This is a genomic window from Tumebacillus algifaecis (assembly GCF_002243515.1).
Lineage (GTDB): Bacteria > Bacillota > Bacilli > Tumebacillales > Tumebacillaceae > Tumebacillus_A > Tumebacillus_A algifaecis.
Map to the genome: position 1 here is coordinate 4,231,003 of NZ_CP022657.1, position 18,697 is coordinate 4,249,699.

Below are 18,697 nucleotides of genomic sequence, written 5' to 3' on the forward strand. Positions count from 1 at the left end.
AGCAGTACCCTCCAGGTAGTAAGATTGTTATTCGTGCAGAACACGAGATTTGATTAACAAGACAAGTGCCTCAATATCATCTCTATCATACACCTGCTCCTGACCCACTGCAATTGACGACGATTGACAATTTTGCACCCAAGCGACAACGTTCGTCATTTCTTCAATTTTATCCGCGCCGACCATGACAATTTTCGGCAGTGTCGAACGTTTCCACCCTTCGACGATGACCAGATCGAGAACTGGTTTTGCTTGCGCCAACTGCTCCAACAGCAGTTCGAGCGACGGTTCGACCGCCTGGTACTGGCGCAACACCGTCTCTGTGGCCGAGGCGAGCAGCGTCACGTCCGCCCCCGCTTGGCGATGCCGCCAAGTGTCGGTGTTCGGAGTATCACCTGTGACCGGATGCCCACCGCCTTCATGTTTGCAGGTGCCCACGCGGTACCCTTGCGCTTTGAATGCTGCGACAAGGCGTGCGACCAGCGTCGTCTTGCCCGAATTCTTATAACCGACCACAGCCAACGCTTTCATCTGGCGAACGCCTCTTCCTTCAGCAGAAAGACCTCGACGAGCGCACCGTTTTGCACCTGCTCGCGCGCCGGAATCCGCACCAGCCCTTGAATGCCGACGAGCGAGGTGAGAATGGCCGCTTTCTGCCCACGGCCAACCTGCGCGACGAGACGTCCGTCCACCGCGACCAATTCCGCACGCAAAAAGCGGTCGAGTCCGATCACCGCAGTCCGGCCTGCGCTTTCCAAATAGGCTTTCACCGGGCGGTGCAGAACATGTGCAAAACCTGCCAGTTTGCGCAACACCGGCACGACCAGCATGACAAAATTGACATAGGCCGCAGCCGGATTGCCCGACAGACCGTACACCGGAGTTCCCGCCACTTCAGCAAAGGTGACCGGAGTGCCCGGCCGCATCGTCACTTTCCAAAACAGGACTTCACCACCCGCAAGCTCATAAGCGTCGCGCATCAGATCGTACTCCCCGACCGAGACGCCTCCGGTGGTCAGAACGAGGTCGCATTCTTCCGCCATGCGTTTGACCTGCCTCGCGATCGCGTCCAGTTCATCGCCGACCTGCCCGTACAGCACGGGATCGCCACCCAGATCGCGCACGAGTGCTGCCAGCATCGGGCCGTTGCTGTCGTGAATCTGGCCGGGCAACAGGTCCCCGCTCAGCGGGCGCACTTCGCTGCCCGACACGAGAATCCCGACGCGCGGCTTGCGAAAGACGGACACTAGCGCATCGCCATTCGTCGCCAGCAACGCCGTCTCCGCCGCACCGATCACACACCCTGCCGCCAAAAGCTCCGCCCCGATCGGCGCATCTTCTCCCTGCACGCAGATCGCTTCCCCAGCAGGCACTTCCAGCAAAATACGCACCTGTTCCCCCGAGGATGCGGCGTCCTCTCGGCCCACTTCGACCCGTTCGACCGCTTCCTTGCGCACCACCGCATCGGCCCCGCTCGGGATCGGCGCACCGGTCATGATCCGCGCCGCCTGTCCCGCTGCGACCACCCGTTCGGGCATCGCTCCGGCCACCACCTCTTCGCAGACGAGCAGTTCGACCGGAGACTGCGGCGAAGCACCCCGCACATCGGCTGCCCGCACCGCATACCCGTCCAGCGCCGAGCGATCAAAGGGCGGCATCGGTGCTTTGGCCCGCACCGCTTCGGCCAGCACCCGCCCATACGCCTCAACGAGCGGCACCGTTTCGACCGCACCTGCTTTCGTGCGCTCAAGCGTCACCTGCCACGCCGCTTCGAGACGCAGAAACTGCTCCATCACAGCAGTCCTCCATGCCCAAGGCGCGCCACCTCTGCTCGCGTCACCTTTTCCCCTGCCAACACGCGGGGCAGGAGGATGTCAAAGGAAGTGAAGTCGTCAAAGATCACACAGCCTGGCAAACCGAAGATCGGCATCCCCTCGCGATAGGCCAACATCATCATTGACCCTGGCAGGACAGGCATCCCGTAGGACACGACCTCCGTCGCCACCCGTTTGATCGCGCCCGGCGTGCGGTCATCCGGATCGACCGACATGCCGCCAGTGCAGAGCACCAGATCTGCGCCGTTCTGCTGGAACTCGACGATCGCCTGCGCGATGTCCTCCAACCGATCCCCGACGATCTTCTGTTCGATCACCTCGGAGCCGAAGCGCTCCAACTTCTCTCGCACCCGCGGGCCAAATTTGTCCTCGATCCGCCCGTTCAGCACTTCCGATCCGGTGGTGACCACGCCTACTTTCATGCGTTGAAACGGCTTGATCGAAAAGACAGCCCCGTCCGCGGCGATCCGCTCGACTTGCTCCACCTTCTCCTCCGCCACCGTCAGCGGAATCGCCCGCAGCCCGACGATCTTATCACCAGGCGCAAGCACCGTGTCGGTCTGTTTGGCGACCACGGCGATCTCATCGATCATGTTGATCGCAAACAAGCGCTCCACATCGACTTTCAAGAGCCCCTGCTGATTGGCCTTCAGCACCACTTTGCCTTCGTGCGGCTCCCCGAACGTCATCTGCTCGCCAGCCAGCGCCGCCCCCATCCGCAGCGCCGCATCATCTTCATGCAGTTCGCCCGCTGTGAGTTGCAAAATGTAGATGTGCTCTTTCCCGATATCTAACAGTGCCGGAATGTCTTCCTCCGCGATCAAATGCCCTTTTTTAAACAGGCGGCCTTTAAACTCCCCCGGCACGATGCGGGTCAGGTCGTGCGCGAGGCGCATCCCGATCGCATCTTGTACGCGAACTTCCTTTTTCATCCCACAACGCCTCCTACTGGATGACCGGCAGTTCCTCCGGCCCTTGATACGGAAACTCAATCATCATCTCCGAGCGGTCTTCCGTCACATAAAAGCGGCACCCGACTTGCTCCTGCATCCAGACCAGCGCGTCGCGCGGCACATCAAAGCCGTCACAGTAGATCTGATATTCGGGCAGTTCCGCTTCCGGATCATCCTTTTTCAGATAAATGCGGAACTGGTTGTTCGAAACGGTCGCATCTTCCAAGATGAAAAAGATGAACAGGTCGTCACGCTCGGTCACAGCCCGCTTGCCAAACTCGGCAAACGTTCGCACATAGGAAGCGCTCGGATCGGATGCTCCGATCACGTACTCCTGCCCGTTTTCGGTCGCGCTTACAAAGTCTTGGATAAATTTGTCCCGCGCCGCAAAATCGGCCTTGTTCTCCTGCCCGATCAGGCAGCGGAAATTCCACTCAAACCACGCGCTCGCTCCTCGATCTCCACCGTAACCAAGCGCCAAATAATAACGTTCTTCCATCCTCAACAGCCTTCTTTCTTCCATAAGATACTCGCCCGCTCATAATCGTCCGGCGTATTCATATTGAGAAAAGGTGGCGGGTCATATGCCGCATATCGCTCAATCGGCACATACCGCACCTGCAAGTTTGCCAAAAAACGCCGCATCGCATTTTCCCCATTCTGTAAACAGGATGCCGCAATTTCCCGCACTTGTCCATCATACAGCGCACAGACAGGAAACGGGCGTGATCCATCCTGAGGCACGACCGCCTGCACCCCCGGCTCCTCGTCGAACTGCTCCGCTAAATCGCGCAAGATGTCGGCTCGCAAAAAGGGGAGATCACAGGCGACCAGACAGGCTTTTTCACCCTTTGCCAACCCACTGAGCCCAGCATGGAGTCCGGCGAGCGGACCTTGACCCGCATATTCATCTGCAATCGCGCGTACTTGTAATTGAACAAGTCGCTCGCGCTCTTTTTCCTCATGCGTGACCACCACCACATCGCTGCACACCGCATGCAAGGTCTCCAACGTATGCAACAGCAATGGCCGTTCTGCAAACGGCAACCATTCCTTCCGCCGCCCCATCCGTCTCGACGCTCCACCGCAAAGCAGAATTCCACGCATTATTTTACATCCTTATTTTTAGTTTAATTTACATGATTATTCAACTAATATAAGCAATACCCTCTGTTGCACGATTCAAGCATATGATACACTACAATCATTAGGGGATCTGTATGATTTTACAATTACTACTCATAGGCCATGCAAATCCTTTGGAAAGGAGTCGCGTACCATGACGTTCCTCTTTCGATTCCTTACGAATTACGAAGTCTTGTTGCTGACCGTGCGATTTTTTATCACTACGACGCTAGTGCTGTTCGCATGGAATCCAAATACGAACTCATTTGACTCGATCATGCTCGTGGCTCTCGGTTACTACGTTTTTACTACAGCGGCCCTGCTCATTTCCTTCGGCAAAGGGGAATGGTGCTGGAAAATGTGGCGCGTGCTGCTGTTCACCGATCTGGCGACCATCTCGGTGATGGTGTACAACCAAGGCGGTTTGCAAAGTGATGTGTACTATGCCTACTATGGGCTGCTCATGATGGCATCCGTTATCTTCAAGTATAATCTTACCTCGCTGTTCGTTCTGTTTACCAATGCGACCTATCTGACGCTGCTGTTCATCGCACCTGGAACAGCCTCGATCCGTGACATCGCAATCCGCATGGTCTTTTTCCTGTTCCTATCGCTCTTGTTCCCCTTGTTATCTCTGCTGGAATCACGACATCAAGAATCACATTCCGTTTCCTCCCAGCTCAATCTGGAAAAAGAGCAGTTGGTGCAAGAGATGGAGTCGATCTCGCGCCAAGTGGCCGAATATACGTTTGACCTGCACAACAAAGCGGTGCTCGACCAGTTGACCGATCTGCACAACCACTCGTACCTGCACTCGCAATTGATCATCGAAGTGGAAAAAGCCAAGCAGACCGGGCACCCGATGTCGCTGGCGATGTTCGATATCGACAACTTCAAGCGCGTCAACGATACGTTTGGTCATTTGATCGGCGACGAAGTGTTGCGCATGATCTCCAAACGCTTGAAAGATGTGCTAAAAGGCACCTATCACACGCCTTGCCGTGCCGGGGGTGAAGAGTTGGCGGTCATCCTGCCGGACACGTCGATCGAAGATGCGTTTACGATGGCCGACTACCTGCGCCAAGAGATTGGTAAAGTCAAGATTCCGCTGGCCAATGGCGAGTTCTTGCGCATCTCCACCTCGGTCGGAGTCGCCTCCTTCCCCGAGACGAGCCACAACCACCAACACCTGATCGACTGTGCCGACCAAGCGATGTATTTCGCCAAGACGTCAGGCAAGAACCGCACCTGCCGTTATAATGCAGCCCTAGATGAATCCAATACTGCCGGATAAAAGAGAGGAGCGATCCTCTCTTTTTTTGTGTTCGCCGCGTGTGTTAGACCCGGCGCCAGACCCCATTTTCGGTCACCAACAGATCCAACATGGTGTCATGCGGCTCGATCGGAATCTGATCGACCACTTGCAGCTCATAAGCGACCGCAATTTTGGTGACGTCTGGGCGCAAGGTCGGCAGAAAGCGGTCATAATAGCCACCGCCGTACCCGAGCCGCCCGCCCGAGCGGTCAAATCCAACGCCCGGCAGGACCACGAGGTCGATCTCTGTGACAGGAACGACAGCTTCGGGGTGATAGATCGGTTCGCGGATGCCGTACGCCCCGGCGCGCAATTCCTGCAAGGAGCTGACGAGCACCGGAATCATCTTGCGCTCCGCTTTGATCGTGACGGGCGCACAGACCGTCTTGCCCGCAGCAAGGCACGCTTCGATCATGCCGTCCGACTCCACTTCGCCGCGAAAGTCGAGGTAGAGCAGGATCGTCTTGGCCGCCTGCACCTCGGGCAGTGCTGTCAGACGCTGTAAAATCGCCCGATCGAGCGGGGTGCGTTCTGCTAAGCTCATCGCTTGCCGCTCGGCGAGCAGGCGTTGGCGCAGTTCCTTTTTCTCCATCGTGCACCGCCTCCTTTTTGTTCCTAGTGTACCAAACTTCTCGCTGGCTACCGCATTTTATCATGCGGTCCACATGTTTAGCCTGTTCCGCCTAATCGGTGGTAAAAGTCGCTTGTGTATGGTTAATTTCCCGAATGCACCAGCTATCTAGCGAGCTGTTGCAGGGTGCGCTTGATCTACCGGGTAGAAGCGGCAAGGAAGCACAGGCCGCCCTTGCTGATATGTCTTCATTTGAAAATAAAAAGCGACGCTCTGTAATAGAGCGTCGCTTGGAATCTTCTCTATGTTCTTCCTTTTCGCTTCCAGATATTGGGCAAAAAGATCGCAACGATGAACAACAGAACAACCAAAAAGTGCTGTCCAATGCTCAAGTGATTTGTTACCTTAACCAACACAACCGATAAAACAAAATAAAACACGATCATCTTCAAGTTCTTCATCGGCAAACACCATTTCCTTCGATTTCTATCAAGTTGCCCCTGTGATCAGGGCAATAGTCCCACCTGTCCCCTTGCAAAAGCGAAGTTCGTAGCGCTTATGCAGTCCCGCGCGGATACCAGCGCAGTTTGACGAACAACCAGGGGATCGCAAGCGTTGCAGTAAGCCCCACCAACAAGTAGCGCACCAAATCCCACGGAGCGCTGAGCGGGAGCACATCTTTGAGCAGGGCGCGCAGACCGAACAAGATGGCGACCCCGACCAGTGAAGGCAGGATGCGCTGCCAGATCGACTTCGGCAAGGCCATGCGAATCGTGTGCGATTCCAGCACATACCCGCTCCAACAGCCGAGCAAAAAGCCGACCATCTTCCGACCGTCCGCCTCGTGATAGACCAACAGCAAGAGCAGCGGCAAGGCGATCCCCAGCGCCAATTTCACGCCAAAAGACAGCGGGCGTTCGGTCATGCGGCCATCCGCCCAGACCATGCCCGCCACAAACAGCAGGCCAAAGACCAATCCGGCGGCGACGTCGATCGGCCAGTGCACGCCTAAGTACAGGCGGGACAGCATGATCGACAGCACCATGAATCCGGCGAGGCCGTAGAACCAAGGCTTTCTGACCTGTGTCGCCAAATACCCCCAATAGGTCGCCGAACCTTGCGCATGGCCGCTTGGAAACGACATGCTCGGAGCTGACTCCACATAGAGGCTCCGAATCCCTTCCACGCCGATCGGGCGCGGCGCGTTGAAAAAGACCTTCAGCGCATAGTTCACAAATGTTGACATGGCGAGCACGATCGCCAGCCGCACGCCGGCCCGCTTCGAGATCAAATAGTAGATCAGCGGTACTGTCGCCACATAAAATTCTTCATCGCCGACAAAGGAGAACGCGATCATCAGCGTATCCAGCCAAGATGCCGCAAAGCCCTGTATCCAGAGCAACATGTCCTTTTGCAAAATTCTGATACCCCTTCCAGCCGAGTCTCTTGATGTCATGTATATGTTTCGGAGGACGAGTTCAGAAATCCTTTTCAGAACGAGGTGACTGGGGTACACTTATAAGAAAATTCCAGAGAGATTTTAGGTGATGAAAGATGATTCTCGTGCAAGCGAATGACATAAAGAAATCGTACGGAACGGACGTGATCTTGGACAGTGTGTCGATCGTCGTGCAGGACCGCGAGCGGGTCGGGCTGATCGGTCCGAACGGGGCAGGGAAATCGACGTTTTTGAAAATTATCGCCGACGAAATTAGCGCCGACTCGGGCACGATTCACAAGTCCAAAGAGACGACGATCGGCTATTTGGCGCAAACTTCGCAGATCAGCTCGGAACAGACGATCTGGAACGAGATGATCACCGTCTTTGCTGATGTCTACCGCCTTGAAGCGAAGATGCGCGAGTTGGAGCAACGCATGGCCGACCCGGCTTATTACGAAGATGAGACCAAGTACGGACAGCTCACCGACGAGTACGCCCGACTGCAACAGGAGTTTACCGACCAGAACGGCTATGCGGCCGAAGCGAAAGTGCGGTCGATTCTGCACGGACTCGATTTTCCCGAAGCGATGCACAGCCGCTTGGTCAACTCGTTGTCGGGTGGGCAAAAAACGCGCCTTCAGCTCGGCAAGCTGTTGATCACACAGCCCGATCTGTTGATTTTGGACGAGCCGACCAACTATTTGGACATCAAGACGCTGACCTGGCTCGAAGACTATTTGAAAACCTATCCCGGCGCCCTGCTGATGGTATCGCATGATCGCTATTTTCTCGATTCGCTGATCAATGTGATCTATGAGATGGAACGCGGGCGGACCAAACGTTGGAGAGGCAACTACTCCGATTATCTGGAGCAGAAGTCGGCCGACCTCGCCCAGCAACAAAAGCGCTACGACCAACAGCAGACGGAGATCGCCAAGCTCGAAGACTTCGTGAGCCGCAACATCGCCCGCGCCACGACGACCAAGCGTGCGCAAAGCCGCCGCAAGATGCTGGAGAAAATCGAGCGTATCGACCGCCCGACACTGACTCAGGAGCAGGCCCACTTTTCGTTCAACATCGACAAGCAAAGCGGCAACGAAGTGCTCGTCGTGGAAGATGTCTCGCTCGGCTACACAGACAAGGTGTTGTCACACAACCTCAACCTCAACGCCTACCGCGGAGAGCGCATCGCCTTGATCGGGCCGAACGGAATCGGCAAGACGACCTTGCTCAAAGCGATCAATGGCCGCTTGAAGCAACTGAGCGGTCGGATCAAGCTGGGCACGAACGTGTCGCTCGGCTACTACACGCAGGAGCAGGAAGACCTGACGCCGAGCAAGAGCGTGTTGAATGAAGTCTGGGATACGTACCGCACCTTGGAACAGACGCGGGTGCGGACGGTGCTTGGCAACTTCCTGTTCACTGGCGACGATGTGACCAAGCCGATCGCCGCTCTGTCCGGCGGTGAGAAAAGTCGAGTGGCGCTGGCCAAGCTGATGTTGCTCAATGCGAATTTTCTGATCCTCGACGAGCCGACCAACCACCTCGATCTGCTCAGCAAAGAAGTGTTGGAAAATGCGCTCGACAACTATCCGGGCACGCTGTTGTTCATCTCGCATGACCGCTATTTTGTGAACCGACTGGCGACGCGCGTCGTGGAGTTGGCCGAAGATGGCATCACCTCCTACCTCGGCAACTACGACGACTATGTGGAGAAGAAGGCAGAACTGGAATTGGAGCGCAAAGAGCGTGAAGCGGCGACCGCCGTCACGGGAAACAAGCAACAACCGGAGGCTCCCGTTGACGACTACCAACTGCGCCGTCAACAGGATAAAGAGCAGAAGCGCCTGTTGAAAAAGCGTCTGGAACGCCTCGCAAACGTCGAAGCTCGCATCGCGGAACTGGAAGAGATGATCGGCACGCTTGAAGCGGAGCTCTGCCTCCCCGAAGTGTTCAACGACCATGTCCTCGCCGCCGACAAAAACGCCGCTCTCGAAGCGGCTCAGACCGAGCTCGAATCGTTGATGGAAGAATGGGCTGAGCTTGAAGCGGCCGGAGAAGAGTGAACTGAGTAAAAACGCGAGATCAAAAGCATGTCCTGACAGCGGGGCATGCTTTTTTGTTCTACGCGGCCGATGATCGGTTCGATGCAAAGACTGCGGCTTTGCTCTTTGCTCCCCCCATTCTCCTCGCGGTCGCATCTTCCTCACAGTCGATCAACCGCTCGCCCCACCACTTTTCGTAAGCGTTGCTAACACACCTCTCAGAAGACACTCTTTCGATAGAGGAGTTTTCGGTGCGATCGGTTGATGAACTTGGCCGCTTGGCTTGCCGCTTGCAAACGAGCCATTTCCTGCCGATTGATCTAGACTGCCCCGCAAATATTGGTTATGATATGACCATATTAAGTTGAATTCATTTGTTTAGTGATATGAGGCAGGTGTAGAGAATGGCTGTAAAGCAAAATAGTAAAGCTTATCTGTATGTCAACGCCCTGTCCGAATTGGGCGTGCGGATGGATTTGATCGCGATGGGGGCTTTGGTGCTGGTCGCGACAAATGGGAGTGCGCTGTGGCTGTCCGCTCTGTTGCTCTCCGGGGTGCTCGGCGGATTTTTATCCAGTTTGGTCTCTGGGGTGGTCGCAGATCGGTTCGAGCGGCGGAAGATCATGATCGTGAGCGACCTTCTGCGCGCGGGTCTGATCTCGATGCTCATCTTTGCACCTGAGCCGTGGTTGATCTTGCTGGTGCGCTTTTTGATCGGGATCTGCTCCTCGTTTTTCGAAGTCTCCTACCGCGCAGAATTGCCTGAAATTTTCGGCAGGGAGCGGGTGTTGGAGATCAACGCGCTCGTCTCACGGCTCAGTTCGATTGCGATGGTGATCGGATTTCTCTGCGGCGGCTTTTTGTATGAGCTGTTGGGCTATCAGGCCGTCTTTCTGTTTGATGCTCTGTCGTTCTTGGTGTCGGCCTTCTTTTTGTACCGCGTCAACTGGAACAAGGTGGAGTCGCAACCGCTCGGCGCGAAAGTCCTTTCCTTGCGCAATGATTTCCGCGAAGTGCTCTCCTACTTGAAACTGCACCCGGTGCTGTTCACCGTGTTCTTCGTCTATGTGGTGGACACGTTCGGCTCTGCTTCACACAACCTCGGCATCCCGCTGTTGGCCGAAGGAGTCGATCCGGAGCGGCAAGCGATGTACTATGGCCTGTTCTGGTCGATCTGGGGAGCTGGCAACGTCCTCTCCTCGATCTTGATCCCCAAGCTCGCCATTTTGCGGAAAAATCTCGTCTACACCTACTTTTACGCAACGTTTGGCATGTCGTTTGGGTTCATCCTGTTTCTGTCCTCCACCACGGTGCCTTGGATTCTCTGTTTCGGCTTCCTGACCGGACTGTTCGATGCGGTCTCGGTCACCTCGAAAGCGACGATTCTTCAACAGAGTGACAATGCGATCCGCGGCCGGATCATGGGCGTGTCCGGCTTCTTGAACCGCACTGGATTTGGCATCGGCTTTTTGGTCGCCCCGCATGTGCTAGAGGCGTTCTCCCTGCCTGTTATGGTGATGATCTTCCACGGCACGATCATCCTCTCCCTGCTCCTCGGGCTCGGAAATTTGCGTCGGAAAGCGGGCAAGCAGAATCTATCACTCTAAGCTCATACCAACAGGGGGTGAATGCATGGAACGCGTGCAATTTGCTGAGCAATCGAGCTTCCACCAAGCGGCTGAACGACTGTTTGCCGAACAGAAAGCCCGCATCATCAGCCTGTTGCCTGCCGCTCAAGTCGAACATGTCGGCAGTACGGCCGTACCAGGGTCGCTGACAAAAGGGGACCTCGACATCCAAGTCCGCGTCGCCAAGGCCGATTTTGAACGCGCGGTCGAACTGCTATCTGAGCTGTATCCGCGCAACGAGGGCAATCTCCAAACGGACAGTTTCTGCTCGTTCCAAGCGGATCAACTGCTACTTCCACTCGGCGTCCAACTGACCGCGTTCGGCTCCGAGTACGATTTTTTCTGGAAGTTTCGCGAGGTCATGTTGGCGAATCCAAGCTACGTGGACCAGTACAATCAACTGAAGCGCCATTTTCAAGGAAATGAGATGGACGCCTATCGGATCGCCAAGCACGAATTTTTCCAAACGCTGATGCAGTCACTAGAATTTCAAGCACTGACAGAGTAAAAAGCTCCCGTTTACGGGGGCTTTTTCTTATTTGCCCATAAACAGGAAACTTTTTATACATATCTATATACAAAGTATAATTTTGGAGGTACAATAAATCTAAAGATTCCCACGGAAGGGGTGAACGGAAATGTTTGGTGTTTTGAAAGACAGACGGATTCAGTATTTGTTGACTGCGAACATCTTCTCATCGATCGGGTCGGGGATCACGATGATCGCGGTGCCGTGGTTGCTCGTCAACCGTGCGGGGGGCGACCAAATCTTTGGATATGCGACGCTGTTTTCAACGCTGATGTTGTTTTTCGCATCGCCGTACATCGGGGTGCTGATCGACCGATTTTCGCGGAAAAAGACGCTCCTCGCGGCAGAGTATTTCGGGTTATCGACCGTGCTGGTCTTCGCGGTGTGGGGCTATCTGAGCGGACACTTTGAGACGTGGCAGTTGGTGGCGATACATTTTGGCGGGTCCCTGTACTATTCGATCTATTTCCCGACCAAATTCGCTTTGATTCAGGAGATTTTCGACAAGGAGCACTTCCGGTCGCTCAACTCGGTGCTTGAGGTGCAAAACCAGTTTGCGACGATGGTTTCCGGTGGTCTGGCCTCGCTTGTGATCGACAAAATCTTTCTATCGCATCTGTTGGTGGTGGATGCGATCACCTATCTGATCGGAACGGTTTTGATCCTGCTGTTGCCGTATCAAGCGCAACCCAAAGAGAAGGATCGGGCAAAGAAATCCTTTTTTGCCGATATTAAAGAGGGCTTCGTTTATCTGAAAACCAAACCGCTGCTCATTCTCTACCTGCTTTCGGCGTTGATGCCGTTTATCGGGGTGATGATGGGGAACTATCTGTTCCCGATCTATGTGACACAGACACTACAGTCGAATGCGTCGGTGCTGGGGCTCGGCAGCACGGTCTACGCGATCGGTGCGATTGTGGCCGGACTGACGATCCCCTATATGATGAACAAGCTAAATCCATACAAAACCTCGATTGCGACCGGACTGGTCTACGCCGTCGGGGTGACGGTGACAGCGCTGTTCCCAATGGCTCTGATCTTCATGGCGATGCAGTTTTTGCACGGATGGGGCAACGCGGGAATTCGGGTGGCGCGCAACACGGTGATGATGGAGATCGTGCCGAACTTTTTGATCGGGCGGATCAACTCGTTTTTCTCCGCAATCGGGATGGCGCTGCGCGTCTCACTGCTCGCCCTGTTCACGCAGACGATCGTCTACACAGGCCCGACTGGGGCGCTCTACATCCTCAGCGCCGTGATGATCACCGCCGCTTGTGGGGTCATCGCCTCGCGCAAACTCTTTCAATCAGGTCTCGTCAAACCGGCCGAGCAATCGGTCAAAAAGAGCGCATAATACAGCACAGCAAGCCCTCTCTTGATCGCCAAGAGTGGGCTTGTTTCGTTTTGATCGACCCTCTGCCTACCCTTCCTGCGCAGTGGTGTTGGGAAACATCAGTGCGGAAACGGTGATGTCGAGCAGGACAGGGCCGGGGAGGGAGAGCGCTTGGGCCAGCGTTTTGTCGAGATCGGCCGAGTCGGTCACACGGAACCCTGCCATGCCGCAAGCTTCGGCCACTTTGACAAAATCGGGGTTGGTCAGATCTGAGCCTAGCTGTGTATGCTCCCCGACCTGTTGGCGATCGGCCTCCATCTGCAAGTGACCGTTGTTGACCACGATCACCGTGATCGGCAGATTGTACCGCACCGCCGTCGATAAATCGGCCAACGTCATCCCCAGACACCCATCCCCGACCAGCGCCACCACCTGCCGATCTGGCGCGGTCAGTTGGCAGGCCAGCGCCGCCGGCAACGCGAAGCCCATCGAGCGCCACGTTCCGGAAAACAACACTTTCTGCCTCCCGCTGCCCGCAAAGATCCGGTTGAACCACACCGTATGATCCCCTGTATCCACGCAGATCAACGCATCCTCCGCCAACGTGTTTTGCAGCGCCCGCATCAAGCGAGCAGGGTGAACAGGCGACCCTTCACTGCTCGCCTCTTTTTCCACCTGTGCATACCATTTGGCTCGCGACTGCCCGACATAGGACAGCCACTGTTCATTTTGCTCATGCCCCTGTAGCCGCTCTACAAGAGCCGGCACGATCTGTCCCGTCGCTCCGACCAGCCCGAGCTCGACTGTAAACCGCGTGCCGATGTTTGCTATCACCTTGTCGATCTGAATCACTCGCGCCTGTTCCGGCACATAGCCCTCCGGCCACCACGTATCTCCGGCGAGCAGTATCACGTCCGCTTTTTTCAAAAGCTGTGACGCTTGCGGACTGCCGCCTTTGCCGATGCCGCCGAGCAGTTGTGGGAAGCTTTCCGCGACCATCCCTTTCGCCCCGAGCGACAAGATCAGCCCGGCTCCCCACGCCTCGCAAAGCCGTTTTACATCTGCAGCCGCTTCCCGCGCACCCAGACCTGCGACCACCACCGGCTGCTGGGCGCTTTTCATGATCGATATGGCTCGCTCCACATCCTGTGGATCAAACTCCAGTATGCCACTGACCAAATGCGGACGTTTACGAATCGCTTTCATCTGCTGTCTGCTCCACAGATCTTTCGGCACGGACAGGTGCGTCACCGCGCCCCGCTCCAGTGCGGTGTGGATCGCTTTGGTCACCAGCTCCACAGTCGCCTCGGGAGCGGTCAACAGCGCAGAATAGGCGGCCAGCGGCTCGATCAACACTTGCTGATCCAAATACTGCTTCGTATCGGTGCCGATCAACTTCGTCGGCACCTGCCCAGTGATCGCCAGCACCGCCACCCCGTCTTGATACGCGTCGCCAAGCCCGTTGAGCAGATTGGCCATCCCAGGCCCCGACGTCGCCACACAGACGCCGAGCTGGCCTGTCAATTTCGCTTCTGCCGATGCCATAAAAGCGGCTGTCGATTCATGCTTCACCGCCACGAATTGCAGCGACGAACGTTTCAACGCATCCAAGAAGTCTAAAAAGGTATCGCCCGCCACGCCATAGACCTGTCGTACGCCCCACGCTTCGAGCTGTTTGACAAATGTCTCAGCAACGGTCATAATCTGCTTGGTCGGCATCGTCACCGCTTGCAAACTTTGTTGAATCGGTCCTTCCGACATGACAAACACACCACCTTCTTCCATTCGATCAATGCCTCACTAGGATGTTCGCAAAAACTTATCGACATACCCATACCCTCATTCGACAAATTCTGCTACAATAGGATGTACTTTAGATTAACTTAGTGAAAGAGGTGGTGCATCTGACATGAAAACCCTACGTGATACGCTCAATACGGTCGAATCAAAGATCCTTCCTGTCAACCATGTCGATCATCGTTTCCGCCTCGAAAGCATTTCATTTGACCTTGATCAGATTCGGTTGCAAGCGCGGCTTTTAACATCGAATGAGCAAGATTACACCATACAGTGCCGCTATTCATACAACCAGCGCAACTTTACGCGTTGGCAGATGATCGACCATGAGGAGAACGAATTTATCGTGGTCGGAATCGTTTCGAAAACGCTCTATTACTTTGCGCACCGAGCTACCGTCTCGATCATCGAAGCGTTGGGCCATGAAATCGCATAAAAGCCGATCAGCAAAACAGGCAGACCCGCTCCGTTGCAGGTCTGCCTGTTTTCGTTTATCTGTTCCGCTCGGGTCGGAGCAACAACTTTTCATCGATCGCATCCATGAACGGATCATCGAACACGCGCAAGATCCAAAAGCCGACACCTTGCAGATTGTAGCGTTTCGCAAGTCCAATCTTCTCCTGCACCCCGCGAGGTGTCTCGCTGTACGCATTGATGCCCAAGATCAACTTCTCCGGCCCGACCGCAGCTACAGCGGCGCGAATGTCGTCGTCGATCTTGTTAAGCGGCTGTGGCAGTCTGTCGTCTACATAGGAGTACGCCATGATGAACAGCGCGTCGGCCGACTTGGCCAGCTCCTTGTAGTCATAACCGCGGTACCACCCGTGCTCCAAGGGTGCCATCACCACCGTCAGCTTCTTGCCCTTTTTGTGCAGTACGTCAGCCACCCGCTGCACAAACGCCGCATACTTCGCCCGCACGTCTGCAATGTTCGAAGCCCCCCGCGGAGCCAGTGCCTCAAAATCGAGGTACGCGCCGCCGATTCCCTTGTTGACCAACATGGCGGCCAAATCCTGTGCAAACTTCTGTTGCAAGGCGACATCGTTCAGCAGTTTGGTCAGTTCACCGTGCTCATCGACCGAAAAGACCATCAGCGACGTGTCCACACCTGACGACTTCACCTCTTGCAACAGCTCTTCCGCCCCTGACTCGGGCCAGCGGTATTCGCTCTCCCCCGTCGTCAGCACTCCGTTCTTGTCAAGACGGCTCCACGTAAAGGACGCCTCGTCAAAATAAGGCAGATAGCCCTTTTTTGCATACGAGCCCAACCCGTAAAACACCATCGTATGTAAATCGCGCTGTTGCGATTCGATGATCACCGTGTTATTTTTCCAATCGACTTTCGCTCCGATCGACTCACTGAAAAAGCGCAGCGGGATCAAGCTGCGACCGTTGGAGATAAACGGCGCCACCTCCAATTGCACCACGCGATCACCGACCTGTGCGACCGTGTTGCCCATCTGAATGCGCAGGACCTGTCCATGATTGTTCGCAACCACCGTCGAAGTCTCATGCTCCCAGAACACCTCGATGCCGAGCGCTTCTGCGATCGGGCGAAACGGCACCATCACATGTCCGTCGTAGTTGATCGGTTCCGGATCGGTCAACAGAGGATACCCGTCCAACATCACGGCTGGCGCGCTCACCTTGCTCAGCGCCATGCCCACCGCTGTGGCCTGTTCGGTGAACAGACTTCCCGGAAACAGCAACGATACAATCGCGATCAGACTCACCCAAAATCGTTTCATCTTCACCTCTCCTAACGCGACTCTCCCAACGCGGATTGCCAGTTTTCTAGTTTTGTTTATTTTACCATATTCTATGATATGGGAAGGTTTGAAAGATTAGACGAATATAGACAAATTGCGACAAAAAAAGACAGGAGCCATCTGGCTCCTGTCTTGGATACATAGCGAATCATAGATAGTGTATAGACAAATAGCGAATTAATTAGTACACGGATAACTCATATGCTATGTCTATATATTACAATCGAGCTAGAAATCTGTCAAACGTATTTCGACAAAAAGTCTCCCATTTCCCTAGATTGTAGTTATTCTTTGGAGGAAGCCGTTTCTTTTTCGTAATCTTGCAGACACTGAATTCCTTTTTTCGCGAGACGGTAACTCTTTTTCATCGTGTGTTCGTCTTTGATTTTATCGTAGTATTTCTTGTTATCCAGCAAGATGTACTCTTTGGTTTCCAGGAACTCCAACAGTTGGCTACACGCGCTCTCCGGGATCGCCAGCACTTCGCGCAGCTTCATGAACAGCCAGGAACGACCAAGGAACACTTCCGGATTCTCTTGGAATTTGCGCTCCCAGTTTTCGATAAACTCAAGCGCTCCGGTCACGTAGTCTTCGATCTTGTACTCTTTGACCTGAATGTTTAAAAACTCCAACAGATCGACGGCGCGATGTGCGTAGGAAGTGATATCGAATTGCTTGGAGGCAGCACTTGGCACGTAATACAGTTCGACATGTTTCCCTTTGTACATCAGGCGGCTCATGATCGGAATCATGTCACTGTCCGCCGTGACAAACACGTAACAAGAGATGTTCGGGTCGGTATAGGTCGTTTCGATCGCATCGAGGCACAGTTCGATGTCTGAGGCGTTTTTGCGATGCTCATCCTTCTTGCCGTTCGCATAGACGTGACGAAGCTGGATGCGCTTTTTCTGCAGCGATGTCATATCACAAGCGATCTGCTCAAAATCACCAAACGCCTTGAACACGCGCACATTGTCGCGGTCATACGTGTTCCAAAGCTGTGTAAACAGGTTCTTATCCAGATTCTTGTCGTCCGGATCATGGAGATAGCTGTTCTTCAGGGTCCAATAGACATTATCATAGTCCACATAGATCGCCACATTTTCAAGCTGGCTGTGTTTTGCCCAAACTCGTTCCGATTTCATCGCGGTCTCACCGATCGTCTCGGCCAGCATGTTGACCATTTCGCTGGGGGTCGGTCGCCGTCTGTTGCCATTTGGTTCGGTCACAATCAGGCCATTCCCTTGCAGGTTATCCAGCAAAGTGCTCCCTCCTTCTTCCATATCCATCAAGTTCAACAACAAGCCCTAACTTCCCTTCATAAAAAAAGAAGCCGTCTCAAGACAGCCTCCTTTACACGCTTTAACGGTCCTGTTATCGTCCCGCTCGCGGCTTTTTCAATGTCTGTACACACAGATAACACAGCGTTCCGAATAGGCAGGTGATGATCGCCGAGTGCGTCAGCGTCGCATACAGATGCAGTTGCTTGAGCACCACAAAACCGCCGGAGATCACTTGTGCTACGATCAGCACCCAAACGATGATACTCGCCACATACAGATCGCGGCGCGTCTGCCGATAGCGTTTGAACGTCCAAACAAAGAGCACGGAGATCAGCACGAACAAGGCCAACGCCCCCAAGCGGTGGACAAACTGCACGGCCACCAAGCCTTCCAGTTCTGGAATCAGGACGCCCTCTTGACACAGCGGCCAACTCGGGCAGGCCACGCTCGCCCCAGTATGGCGGACGTATGCGCCCAGATAGACCACGCCGTACGCAAACAGCGCGACAAACCACGCGTAATACCGATAGGCGTTGGAGACAGCCGTCTTGATCAAAGCCTGTGCACGATTTTGCATCAAAATGTAGATCGTCAGCAAGAGCACTCCGGTAAACGCCAGCAGCGAAAAGCCGAAATGCAGGGCCAGCACGGGCGAGGACTGCGGCTTGATGACAGCAGCAGCGCCGAGCGCCGATTCAACCATGATGAAAAACATTCCGAACAGCGCGAGGTTGCGCACCTCTTTGTTGCCTCTGTTCTTCCACCAAGCAAACACCGAGAACAACAGCACGACGATCCCAGCAACACCTGTGATCATGCGGTGCATATACTCGATCATCGAAGAGATCGTGTACTCCGGAACCCATTTACCGTTGCAGAGCGGCCACGAATTGCCACAACCCATGCCCGACTCGGTTTTGGTAACCAAAGATCCTGCGATCATCACCATGAACATGACGATGGTCGCAACGTATGCTAATACTTTTAGCCACTTATTGCTCATCGACCGAATCCCTCTTTCTACGAAACAGAAACTCTCCCTTCTTAACATAAAGTAAGGACTGCGCGAAAAC

Annotated in this window: 18 protein-coding genes; 7 read left to right on the forward strand and 11 right to left on the reverse strand. The window is 54.7% G+C overall.

Annotated features, from left to right (window positions below):
* Window positions 1–27: 27 nt before the first annotated feature.
* From mobB to mobA, 5 genes are read right to left on the reverse strand one after another with little or no spacing between them, the layout of a single operon-like run.
* Window positions 28–531 (reverse strand): molybdopterin-guanine dinucleotide biosynthesis protein B, encoded by a 504-nt coding sequence (gene mobB / locus CIG75_RS18765; protein WP_094238008.1) that lies wholly within the window; start codon window positions 529–531, stop codon window positions 28–30.
* Window positions 528–1,793 carry a molybdopterin molybdotransferase MoeA gene (locus CIG75_RS18770; protein ID WP_094238009.1) on the reverse strand — a complete coding sequence of 422 codons (1,266 nt, stop codon included), beginning with the start codon at window positions 1,791–1,793 and terminating at the stop codon, window positions 528–530. Before CIG75_RS18770 ends, mobB begins: the two co-directional genes overlap by 4 nt.
* Complete coding sequence (locus CIG75_RS18775; protein WP_094238010.1) at window positions 1,793–2,767, reverse strand: molybdopterin-binding protein; 975 nt, start codon at window positions 2,765–2,767, stop codon at window positions 1,793–1,795. The genes CIG75_RS18770 and CIG75_RS18775 overlap by 1 nt, the downstream gene beginning before the upstream one ends.
* A gap of 13 nt (window positions 2,768–2,780) precedes the next feature.
* On the reverse strand, window positions 2,781–3,287 hold the full coding sequence (locus tag CIG75_RS18780; protein WP_094238011.1) for a hypothetical protein: 507 nt from the start codon (window positions 3,285–3,287) through the stop codon (window positions 2,781–2,783).
* A gap of 2 nt (window positions 3,288–3,289) precedes the next feature.
* On the reverse strand, window positions 3,290–3,895 hold the full coding sequence (mobA, locus tag CIG75_RS18785) for a molybdenum cofactor guanylyltransferase (RefSeq protein WP_094238012.1): 606 nt from the start codon (window positions 3,893–3,895) through the stop codon (window positions 3,290–3,292).
* Window positions 3,896–4,067: 172 nt separating this feature from the next.
* Here mobA and CIG75_RS18790 point away from each other — a divergent pair, with 172 nt between their 5' ends.
* A complete protein-coding gene (locus CIG75_RS18790; RefSeq protein WP_094238013.1) occupies window positions 4,068–5,207 on the forward strand; it encodes a GGDEF domain-containing protein in 1,140 nt (379 codons plus the stop codon).
* 43 nt (window positions 5,208–5,250) lie between these two features.
* Here CIG75_RS18790 and CIG75_RS18795 read toward each other — a convergent pair whose 3' ends face one another.
* On the reverse strand, window positions 5,251–5,820 hold the full coding sequence (locus tag CIG75_RS18795; protein WP_094238014.1) for a 5-formyltetrahydrofolate cyclo-ligase: 570 nt from the start codon (window positions 5,818–5,820) through the stop codon (window positions 5,251–5,253).
* Window positions 5,821–5,954: 134 nt separating this feature from the next.
* Here CIG75_RS18795 and CIG75_RS20860 point away from each other — a divergent pair, with 134 nt between their 5' ends.
* Window positions 5,955–6,224 carry a hypothetical protein gene (locus tag CIG75_RS20860; protein WP_157729647.1) on the forward strand — a complete coding sequence of 90 codons (270 nt, stop codon included), beginning with the start codon at window positions 5,955–5,957 and terminating at the stop codon, window positions 6,222–6,224.
* Between the two features lie 131 nt (window positions 6,225–6,355).
* On the opposite strand, the gene CIG75_RS18800 is transcribed toward CIG75_RS20860, so the two are convergent.
* Window positions 6,356–7,216, reverse strand: a complete 861-nt coding sequence (locus CIG75_RS18800) for a phosphatase PAP2 family protein (RefSeq protein WP_157729648.1) — start codon at window positions 7,214–7,216, stop codon at window positions 6,356–6,358.
* A 137-nt stretch (window positions 7,217–7,353) separates the two neighbouring features.
* Here CIG75_RS18800 and CIG75_RS18805 point away from each other — a divergent pair, with 137 nt between their 5' ends.
* From CIG75_RS18805 to CIG75_RS18820, 4 genes are all read left to right on the forward strand, one after another.
* Window positions 7,354–9,306: an ABC-F family ATP-binding cassette domain-containing protein gene (locus tag CIG75_RS18805; RefSeq protein ID WP_094238016.1), complete on the forward strand. Its 1,953-nt coding sequence runs from the start codon at window positions 7,354–7,356 to the stop codon at window positions 9,304–9,306.
* Between the two features lie 383 nt (window positions 9,307–9,689).
* Window positions 9,690–10,892, forward strand: a complete 1,203-nt coding sequence (locus CIG75_RS18810; protein ID WP_094238017.1) for an MFS transporter — start codon at window positions 9,690–9,692, stop codon at window positions 10,890–10,892.
* A 25-nt stretch (window positions 10,893–10,917) separates the two neighbouring features.
* Window positions 10,918–11,421, forward strand: a complete 504-nt coding sequence (locus tag CIG75_RS18815; RefSeq protein ID WP_094238018.1) for a GrpB family protein — start codon at window positions 10,918–10,920, stop codon at window positions 11,419–11,421.
* A 130-nt stretch (window positions 11,422–11,551) separates the two neighbouring features.
* Entirely contained in the window at window positions 11,552–12,796 is a 1,245-nt protein-coding gene (locus CIG75_RS18820; protein ID WP_094238019.1) for an MFS transporter, read from the forward strand.
* Window positions 12,797–12,862: 66 nt separating this feature from the next.
* On the opposite strand, the gene CIG75_RS18825 is transcribed toward CIG75_RS18820, so the two are convergent.
* Complete coding sequence (locus CIG75_RS18825) at window positions 12,863–14,536, reverse strand: thiamine pyrophosphate-binding protein (RefSeq protein WP_227874286.1); 1,674 nt, start codon at window positions 14,534–14,536, stop codon at window positions 12,863–12,865.
* Window positions 14,537–14,684: 148 nt separating this feature from the next.
* Here CIG75_RS18825 and CIG75_RS18830 point away from each other — a divergent pair, with 148 nt between their 5' ends.
* Complete coding sequence (locus CIG75_RS18830) at window positions 14,685–15,008, forward strand: hypothetical protein (RefSeq protein ID WP_094238020.1); 324 nt, start codon at window positions 14,685–14,687, stop codon at window positions 15,006–15,008.
* A 55-nt stretch (window positions 15,009–15,063) separates the two neighbouring features.
* On the opposite strand, the gene CIG75_RS18835 is transcribed toward CIG75_RS18830, so the two are convergent.
* From CIG75_RS18835 to CIG75_RS18845, 3 genes are all read right to left on the reverse strand, one after another.
* A complete protein-coding gene (locus CIG75_RS18835; RefSeq protein WP_094238021.1) occupies window positions 15,064–16,320 on the reverse strand; it encodes a stalk domain-containing protein in 1,257 nt (418 codons plus the stop codon).
* Window positions 16,321–16,625: 305 nt separating this feature from the next.
* Complete coding sequence (locus tag CIG75_RS18840) at window positions 16,626–17,603, reverse strand: NYN domain-containing protein (RefSeq protein WP_227874287.1); 978 nt, start codon at window positions 17,601–17,603, stop codon at window positions 16,626–16,628.
* Between the two features lie 112 nt (window positions 17,604–17,715).
* Window positions 17,716–18,627, reverse strand: coding sequence for a COX15/CtaA family protein (locus tag CIG75_RS18845; RefSeq protein WP_094238022.1), 912 nt, complete (start codon window positions 18,625–18,627; stop codon window positions 17,716–17,718).
* Window positions 18,628–18,697 lie beyond the last annotated feature (70 nt).

Excerpts from the sequence above, each read along its gene's own strand:
- mobB (WP_094238008.1), bottom strand. The coding sequence starts at position 531 with ATGAAAGCGTTGGCTGTGGTCGGTTATAAGAATTCGGGCAAGACGACG.
- CIG75_RS18770 (WP_094238009.1), bottom strand. The coding sequence starts at position 1,793 with ATGGAGCAGTTTCTGCGTCTCGAAGCGGCGTGGCAGGTGACGCTTGAG.
- CIG75_RS18775 (WP_094238010.1), bottom strand. The coding sequence starts at position 2,767 with ATGAAAAAGGAAGTTCGCGTACAAGATGCGATCGGGATGCGCCTCGCG.
- CIG75_RS18780 (WP_094238011.1), bottom strand. The coding sequence starts at position 3,287 with ATGGAAGAACGTTATTATTTGGCGCTTGGTTACGGTGGAGATCGAGGA.
- mobA (WP_094238012.1), bottom strand. The coding sequence starts at position 3,895 with ATGCGTGGAATTCTGCTTTGCGGTGGAGCGTCGAGACGGATGGGGCGG.
- CIG75_RS18790 (WP_094238013.1), top strand. The coding sequence starts at position 4,068 with ATGACGTTCCTCTTTCGATTCCTTACGAATTACGAAGTCTTGTTGCTG.
- CIG75_RS18795 (WP_094238014.1), bottom strand. The coding sequence starts at position 5,820 with ATGGAGAAAAAGGAACTGCGCCAACGCCTGCTCGCCGAGCGGCAAGCG.
- CIG75_RS20860 (WP_157729647.1), top strand. The coding sequence starts at position 5,955 with ATGCACCAGCTATCTAGCGAGCTGTTGCAGGGTGCGCTTGATCTACCG.
- CIG75_RS18805 (WP_094238016.1), top strand. The coding sequence starts at position 7,354 with ATGATTCTCGTGCAAGCGAATGACATAAAGAAATCGTACGGAACGGAC.
- CIG75_RS18810 (WP_094238017.1), top strand. The coding sequence starts at position 9,690 with ATGGCTGTAAAGCAAAATAGTAAAGCTTATCTGTATGTCAACGCCCTG.
- CIG75_RS18815 (WP_094238018.1), top strand. The coding sequence starts at position 10,918 with ATGGAACGCGTGCAATTTGCTGAGCAATCGAGCTTCCACCAAGCGGCT.
- CIG75_RS18820 (WP_094238019.1), top strand. The coding sequence starts at position 11,552 with ATGTTTGGTGTTTTGAAAGACAGACGGATTCAGTATTTGTTGACTGCG.
- CIG75_RS18825 (WP_227874286.1), bottom strand. The coding sequence starts at position 14,536 with ATGTCGGAAGGACCGATTCAACAAAGTTTGCAAGCGGTGACGATGCCG.
- CIG75_RS18830 (WP_094238020.1), top strand. The coding sequence starts at position 14,685 with ATGAAAACCCTACGTGATACGCTCAATACGGTCGAATCAAAGATCCTT.
- CIG75_RS18835 (WP_094238021.1), bottom strand. The coding sequence starts at position 16,320 with ATGAAACGATTTTGGGTGAGTCTGATCGCGATTGTATCGTTGCTGTTT.
- CIG75_RS18845 (WP_094238022.1), bottom strand. The coding sequence starts at position 18,627 with ATGAGCAATAAGTGGCTAAAAGTATTAGCATACGTTGCGACCATCGTC.